Consider the following 5,872-nt stretch of genomic DNA (forward strand, 5'->3'; position numbering starts at 1 on the left):
TTATAATGTAGAGACGTTTCATGAAACGTCTCTATCGAAGTTGTGAAATACATATAAGTGACATTTTGTCAAAAAAAATTAGATGCGTTTCCCCTGCTGCTATTCCCGGTTGTGCTACCCAGGGAGATACTTTTGAAGAATTACTACAAAATTTATATGAAGCCGTTGAAGGTTGCTTACTCGTTGATGTTGATTCATTAGAACTTGATTAGAAGATGATATTAAAATTTTTCTATATTTTGTGCCTTAATCTAAAGCTTGACGCGCTAGGAACAAAGAGAAATTTTATTCAATTCTATCTAACCACTGTTTTGGATCACGTTTTGCATGGAAACAAGCAAATACAAAAACAGTATCTTGGTCAAAAATGTAGAGAATTACATAAGGAAATCGGCGGATTAATACTCTTCTTACCTGTTTGTAGGTAACTTGGTAAGCAAGGGGTTGTCTTCCAATTCCAGACAGACAAGCATCAACAGCACGAACAAATTCCGAACCCAAACCCGGATTTTGGGATTCGTACCACTCAAAAGCATTTTGGATATCGTATTCTGCTTCTGGCTGAATAATCAGGTTATAGTTCATTGGGAAAATCCTAACCGTTTCTTAACGTCTTCCCAACTAGAACCGGTTGTAGGGTTTTTTTCGTAATTTTCTAACCGTCGCTCTAATTCTTGTTGTTGTGCTTGACTCAAAGGAAGTTCTTCTTGCTGTTCTAAGATGCTGTCCCATAAATCTTCAGCAAGTTGGATACGTTCTGCAATGCTGATTTCAGAAATGTCAAATTTTAAAAGGGGATGGAGACTCATAATTAAAGAGTTGGGGGTGAGATTTCATCTATTTTATAACATTGGGGGGTTTGAAAGTTGTCGGAAAATTTCTGGCTATTAGTGAGAAATACACTAAAAAGCCTGTAATTAGGTAAAGAATTAGGTAATATACGTAAAAAACCTGTATAATAGTTAGAGGTAGTATTGACAGCAGTTTTATGCCTAAAAAAATAAATGAGATTTTTGGAGTTTCTGAGGACGATTTAATAAAAGAGGGTGTATTTAATGGATTTATAGACCTCGATTCAGTGTTTTATGTTGATCCGCACCTTCTCCAAAATACAAAGATTCCAGAACTTGAGAACTCATACCTACACTTCAAAGAATATTTTTCAGAAATCGTTTATCTTTTAGAGAAGGCAAAAACTTCTAAAGATATATTTTTTCAAGCTGCTTACAAAAAACTGATATTTCCAGAATTACCGTTTGTCGTATCCTTGGGATATTCTACAGGAGAAAATCCAGGTAATGGAATTGGAGAAACAATAGCCTTAAAACTAACAAATACAGCTTGGGAAATTATAAAAGTAGGTATATCTGATCCTGTTATTTTTGAGCTAGTTGGGCTTATTGGAGAAAAGATTGGTGCAGATCGAGTCAGTGATATGGTAATTAACATTATCCTTCCAGGCTTACTAGCCTATTCAGAGCGAGTTGCAAAGAATCTGAATCTAAACATCTGCAAGGAAAAAGTTTGCGGCAGAGAGTTTTTGCTTCCAGCAATCCCAAGTAGTAATCGTCCAACAGTGTTTATACCTAATGAGATTCTCAGTGATCTTCCTGTGGCGACGGGACCGGAAGATATTGATCGGGTTTGTTCTCATAATGAAGATTTACGTAATCGGGTGAATGAAATAATTGGAGATTCATGGCAAGATGCTCAAGGAAAAAAACGAAAAATAACAAAACGTGAACTGAGAGATATACTTCTCCGTAACCCGGAAATTCTGCGAGAATTAATTGAACAATACAAGAAAAATACAGTAGAAAAATACGATTTTGACCAAGATCCATCAGGACAGCTTATTTGGTACGATATTGTAAAAGAGTATGTTAGCCTTTACCCCTTATTACTAGATGTAGATAAAGCAACTCCTGAGAATATTCTTCAGATAGTTCTCAAAATATGCAACCATTTTAAAGTCTTAGTTGAGGCTAACGGACTATCAGTACATTTCTGGGAAGGAAACTCAAAAAAACTAAGAAATGAACGTTTTGCACAACTGCTTTTCTTTGGAATAGCTGACGCTTACTGCAAGGCTCATAATCTAGATTTGAACCGAGAACCTAATGCTGGGCGAGGACCTGTTGATTTTAAGATTTCTAGCGGATACAATGCGCGAGTTAATGTTGAGGTTAAGTACACTTCAAATAACATCAAGTCAGGCTACGAGAAACAACTTCCTATATACAATGCTGCTGAACGAACAGAGTACAGTATTTTTTTGATTATCAAAACAACTGATTCTAGTAAGGCTTTAGAAGAGTTAATCAAGTTCAGGGAAGATGAAGTAGCTATTGGTAAGAGAGTACCAGAAATTTTTGTTGTTGATGGAAGAATATTTCCCTCGGCAAGTAACATAAGGTAGCTCATAGTTTACTTTCTCAATAAGCATTATCTTTCTCTTGCCAAATTGCTACTCTTTCCGCTGCCAAACCCTGGAGTAAATCACCTAGTTCTAAACCTGCATCTTCCATCATTGCTGTAATTTTGTCGGCAATTTGTGGAACTTGCGGTTGTTTGGGAGTAAGTAAAACAACATCACCAATTTGTAATAATGTCAACGTATCACCTGTAACTAAGCTAAGATGCACCTTTAAATCTTCTGGAATAGTAATTTTTCCCTCATTTTCTATGCGAATAGGGAAAGCCTTAATTTCCATATTTTCTGATATATAAGTCATACTTAGTCGTTTGTATGGGTTTTTGTAGGGACATTTTCACCAAACGTCTCTAAATCTATTGTAAATGTTGCTGTACCGGAATACCTTGTAATCGCTAAAAATTCAATATCATTAAAACCGAAAATAAAACCAAAGTTTCGTAACTTAGGAGATATTGACTAAAACCTTCTTTTCTTCTTTGCGTCTTTGCTCCTTAGCGACTTTGCGCGAAACAATATTTAGTATTTTAGATAAACATGAATAACTTGATCAATGGTGGGTCAGATAACCCACCCTGCAAAGTATTTAATCCCTACTGTCGCGCCATAATAGTCCGCATTTCAGCTTCCCGATCTTGAATCAAATCACCACTAACATCCACCATCACACTATAAATCTTACCCGTAAACTTAAAAGGCGGTTCATAATCCGGTGTAACAGGCGCACCAGGGGCAATTCCACAGGTGACACCACTGGTCAAACCTAATGCTAAAGGAGTAGTTACAGGCACATCAATCTGCCCGACCAATTTCTCATCAATATACAATTGGCCGCGTCCTGGCGTTCCTTTTCCCTTGGCTAAATCTGGTTGTCCCGTGACTTTAAACTCAAAGCGCAACTGATGACGACCTGCTGGCACAGATGACCCAGATTCAACATGATAGAGCGATCGCCCGACATAATTATGAACCCAGTGCAGTTTACCACTTTGGACATAGAAAGAATAGCCACTATCATTACCCCCATGAGCCAGTAATATCCCTTCTGCGCCACCTGGGGGAATCTCCACATCAGCGGTAATACTGTGGGGACGATTTAACACCCTCACCGCACTACCGGCGGGAATCGCTTGAGTATCAGGATAGTAAACATAGCGGCTACGATTGACAGCAATTTGCGGGCGCTCTTCCGCGAATCGTTGCACGCCACGTCCATCCACAGGCAACACATTATACTTGCCAGCCTCAATATACCAAGTGGCAATCATCTCAATCAACTTAGGACGATTATCAGCCGCAATATTGTGATTTTCCGCAAAATCTGAGGCGACATGATACAGTTCCCAATGGTGGGTATCCAAATCCGTCAGAGTTTCCGCCGAAATTGCCTCCCCAAAAAATTGCCCTGCTTCTGTAAATGAAGGCCCCGGCCAAGGACAAACCGCCCGCCAACCATCATAGTAAAGAGAACGATGTCCCATCATCTCGAAATACTGGGTAATATGCTTAGTAGGTGCGGTACTATGATTAAAAGTATGGGCAAAACTGACACCTTCAATGGGAGATTGAGTCACACCCTTAATCGTTGTCGGTGGTGCAATTTCCAGTAATTCTAGCACCGTCGGTACAAGGTCAATAGCATGAGCGTACTGAGTCCGAATTTCCCCTTTAGCCTCAATACCCTGACTCCAATGCACAATTAAAGGGTCGCTGATTCCCCCTCGATAGGTTTCCCGTTTCCACCGCCGGAAAGGTGTATTCCCTGCCCAAGTCCAGCCCCAAGCATAATGGTTAAAAGTTTCGGCACTGCCTAATTTATCCAATGCTTTGAGATTTTCCTCTAGGGATTCTGGCACATTGTTAAAAAAGAGGTTTTCATTTACTGAACCGGTTGGTCCCCCTTCGGAACTTGCACCATTGTCTGAAATCACCATAATGACGGTATTCTCGAACTCACCGATAGATTTAAGAAAATCGAGTAAACGACCGATATGATAGTCAGTATGGGTTAAAAAACCAGCATATACTTCCATCATCCGGGCATAAAGCCGTTTTTCTGCGGCTGAGAGAGTATCCCAGTGCGGGACATCGGGATCATGGCGAGAAAGTTCGGCATTTGCGGGAACAATCCCCATTTCCTGCTGACGAGCAAAAACCTTTTCCCTGTAAGCTTCCCAGCCATCATCAAATTGTCCAGCGTAGGCATCAGCCCATTCTTTGGGGACATGATGGGGGGCGTGCATTGCTCCCGGACAAAAATACATGAAAAAGGGCTTATTTGGGGCAACCTGCTTGGCATCAGCGATAAAGCTAATGGCTTTGTCTGCTAAATCTTCCGTGAAATGGTAGCCTTCTGCGGGGGTCTTTTCTGGCTTAACGGTGTGGTTATCATAAACCAAGTCTGGATAATACTGGTGGGTTTCTCCGCCTAAAAAGCCATAAAAACGCTCAAAACCGCGACCGAGAGGCCAGCGATCATAGGGTCCTGCGGCTGAAAGTTGATCTGAGGGGGTTAAATGCCATTTTCCTAACGCATAGGTGTTATAACCCTTCTGGAGTAATATCTCTGAGAGAAACCCATTTTCAAAGGGAATATTCCCATTACCTCCGGGATAACCCGTAGACCCTTCTGTAATGCAGGACATGGCGTTAGAATGGTGATTGCGCCCAGTTAGCAAACAAGAACGGGTGGGAGAACACAGTGCCGTTGTGTGTAAGTTGTTGTAGCGTAAACCATTGGCGGCTAGTGTGTCTAGGTTGGGGGTTTTGATGGGACTTCCGTAATTTCCAAATTGTCCAAAACCTGTATCATCGAAGACGATAAATAGGACGTTGGGTGTACCTTCTTTTGCCCGCAATGGTTCTGGCCAAGCTGGACTGGATTTATCAACTGTGCGGCCGATGACTCCAGGAAAGGTAGTTCCGGGTTTGTATTCACGCAGAGACATAAATCTAAACTCTTGAGAATATTTAATTGTTAACAAAAAGCCCGAAATTCTATATCCTCTTTAGGAGGGGTTAATTCTTGATACTCCACTCTCTAAAGCTATTCATGAAAGTATTTTGCGAGATTTGCAATCGCACTAATCACGCTCAATAGGACATATTTTATGATGTCTCTCGTACCAAACTATGAAAAAGTGATGTTGAACTCTAACTCCCCAAATTCTTCTGCTTGTACCCAATCGTAATCTAAACAGGACTTCAAATTGTGAGGTTATTTCAATATCTTGCCAACGTTGTTGAGCTTCTTCACAGATAGAATTTAGATGTTGGTACTTATTGAGATTTTTTCTTTGATTTGATGCACCGTTATATGTTTGTGTTTCAACCTCTTGCCATGAATTATTATCTAAAGCCTGAAAATGAGGTTGTATAGTGTTCAAATATTCTTCTTCTTCCCATCTCCTTGATTCACCCCAACTCCATACCCCTTCC

The 5,872-nt window shown here is 40.4% G+C and carries 6 protein-coding genes and 1 pseudogene; 2 read left to right on the plus strand and 5 right to left on the minus strand.

Going from position 1 to position 5,872, the window contains the following annotated elements; translation table 11 throughout:
- The first annotated feature begins 65 nt into the window (after positions 1–65).
- Positions 66–212 carry a type II toxin-antitoxin system HicB family antitoxin gene (locus FJR08_RS22190; RefSeq protein WP_174783212.1) on the plus strand — a complete coding sequence of 49 codons (147 nt, stop codon included), beginning with the start codon at positions 66–68 and terminating at the stop codon, positions 210–212.
- 73 nt (positions 213–285) lie between these two features.
- Here the strand turns inward: FJR08_RS22190 and FJR08_RS22195 are convergent, their stop codons facing one another.
- Both FJR08_RS22195 and FJR08_RS22200 read right to left on the minus strand, forming a co-directional pair.
- Positions 286–585, minus strand: a complete 300-nt coding sequence (locus tag FJR08_RS22195) for a type II toxin-antitoxin system RelE/ParE family toxin (RefSeq protein WP_168634606.1) — start codon at positions 583–585, stop codon at positions 286–288.
- Positions 582–809, minus strand: a complete 228-nt coding sequence (locus tag FJR08_RS22200) for an addiction module protein (RefSeq protein WP_168634607.1) — start codon at positions 807–809, stop codon at positions 582–584. Before FJR08_RS22200 ends, FJR08_RS22195 begins: the two co-directional genes overlap by 4 nt.
- A gap of 179 nt (positions 810–988) precedes the next feature.
- On the opposite strand from FJR08_RS22200, the gene FJR08_RS22205 reads away from it, so the two are divergent.
- The gene (locus FJR08_RS22205; protein ID WP_168634608.1) at positions 989–2,419 is read left to right on the plus strand and encodes a hypothetical protein; all 1,431 of its coding nucleotides are present in this window, start codon (positions 989–991) and stop codon (positions 2,417–2,419) included.
- 16 nt (positions 2,420–2,435) lie between these two features.
- On the opposite strand, the gene FJR08_RS22210 is transcribed toward FJR08_RS22205, so the two are convergent.
- From FJR08_RS22210 to FJR08_RS22220, 3 genes and pseudogenes are all read right to left on the minus strand, one after another.
- Positions 2,436–2,735, minus strand: a complete 300-nt coding sequence (locus FJR08_RS22210; RefSeq protein ID WP_168634609.1) for an AbrB/MazE/SpoVT family DNA-binding domain-containing protein — start codon at positions 2,733–2,735, stop codon at positions 2,436–2,438.
- Between the two features lie 292 nt (positions 2,736–3,027).
- Positions 3,028–5,382: an arylsulfatase gene (locus tag FJR08_RS22215; protein ID WP_168634610.1), complete on the minus strand. Its 2,355-nt coding sequence runs from the start codon at positions 5,380–5,382 to the stop codon at positions 3,028–3,030.
- Positions 5,383–5,517: 135 nt separating this feature from the next.
- A pseudogene (locus FJR08_RS22220) lies at positions 5,518–5,872 on the minus strand (hypothetical protein); the annotation flags it as partial.

Origin of the sequence: Dolichospermum sp. UHCC 0260, from assembly GCF_009711985.1 — a bacterium.
GTDB lineage: Bacteria > Cyanobacteriota > Cyanobacteriia > Cyanobacteriales > Nostocaceae > Dolichospermum > Dolichospermum lemmermannii.

Excerpts from the sequence above, each read along its gene's own strand:
- FJR08_RS22215 (WP_168634610.1), bottom strand. The coding sequence starts at position 5,382 with ATGTCTCTGCGTGAATACAAACCCGGAACTACCTTTCCTGGAGTCATC.
- FJR08_RS22210 (WP_168634609.1), bottom strand. The coding sequence starts at position 2,735 with ATGACTTATATATCAGAAAATATGGAAATTAAGGCTTTCCCTATTCGC.
- FJR08_RS22195 (WP_168634606.1), bottom strand. The coding sequence starts at position 585 with ATGAACTATAACCTGATTATTCAGCCAGAAGCAGAATACGATATCCAA.
- FJR08_RS22205 (WP_168634608.1), top strand. The coding sequence starts at position 989 with ATGCCTAAAAAAATAAATGAGATTTTTGGAGTTTCTGAGGACGATTTA.
- FJR08_RS22200 (WP_168634607.1), bottom strand. The coding sequence starts at position 809 with ATGAGTCTCCATCCCCTTTTAAAATTTGACATTTCTGAAATCAGCATT.